Below are 1,206 nucleotides of genomic sequence, written 5' to 3' on the forward strand. Positions count from 1 at the left end.
TTGTCATCCTATGTTTGTAAAATATTAATTTTAGGAATGAATAAGGAAAAGAGAGTAAAGAATAAGGTTACAATTTGTCATTAGTCTTCAAGACCGTTCGGAATGTTAATCCCTTTACTCTTTTTACTACATAAGCCTGAACAGATCATGAGGCAAAAAAGCCTGTATTTAGGATAGATAGGTCTTGTAGTATTCTCTTTTCCTGTAAAATTATAGGTATGGGTAAAATTATAGGAATTGACATTAGTAAGCAAGTTTTTGATGTAAGTTTTTTGGATAATAATGTTTGGAAGCATCAAGTTTTAAAAAATAATTTATCAGGATTTGAAAAACTGTTGAATGTTGTTGAAAAAGAAGATTTAGTAATAATGGAAGCATCCGGCAGTTATTATCTTTCATTAGCAGATTATCTTTATTCAAGAGGGATTAGTGTTGTGGTAGAAAATCCTTTATCAATAAAACGCTATTCGCAATCGAGATTGAAACGCGCTAAAACAGATAAGGCAGATTCTAAAATTATTGCCGAATATGGAAAGAAGAATTTGGACGAATTGAGTCTGTGGAAATCTGAAAGTAAAGTCTGTATTAGAATCCGGCAAATACATACAAGAATACAGATGATTCAGAAACAGATGAGCCAAACTTACAACCAGCTGGAAGCATTTAAAAGCAGCGGATTTTTAGATGAAAAGCTGGAAATTGAGATCAAAAAGACAATAGAACACCTTCATAAAGGCAAAGCAGTACTTGAATCTGAGATAGAAAGATTAGCCCTTGAAGAGTTTGGAGAAACGATAGATTGTCTTACGAGTATTCCTGGAATCGGGATGAAAACAGCTGTAATGCTGATTGTCATTACTGATAATTTTAAAAAATTCGAACATTACAAACAGCTCATTGCTTTTGTTGGATTCAGTCCTCGAATTTTTGAAAGTGGAAGCAGTGTGCGGGGAAGATCAAGTATTTGCAAGATGGGTAAATCTCAGATTAGAAAGTTGTTATATGTATGCAGTTGGTCTGCAAAACGATGGAATAAAAAATGTAAAGAGATGTATGAAAGGCTCATTAAAAACGGAAAGGCAGAAAGAGTGGCAAAGATTGCTCTTGCCAACAAACTTTTAAAACAAGCCTTTGCCATCGGAAAGAAAAAAGAGAAATACAGAGAAGATTTTTGTTAAATAATTTGTTTTTTAACACAGATCATTC

At 33.0% G+C, this 1,206-nt stretch carries 1 protein-coding gene; it reads left to right on the forward strand.

The window, feature by feature from the left end; all coding sequences use genetic code 11:
• Positions 1-218 precede the first annotated feature (218 nt).
• Entirely contained in the window at positions 219-1,178 is a 960-nt protein-coding gene (locus tag LQV47_RS22460; RefSeq protein WP_230041351.1) for an IS110 family transposase, read from the forward strand.
• Positions 1,179-1,206: the final 28 nt, after the last annotated feature.

Source organism: Chryseobacterium sp. Bi04 (assembly GCF_918698085.1).
Taxonomy (GTDB): Bacteria; Bacteroidota; Bacteroidia; order Flavobacteriales; family Weeksellaceae; genus Chryseobacterium.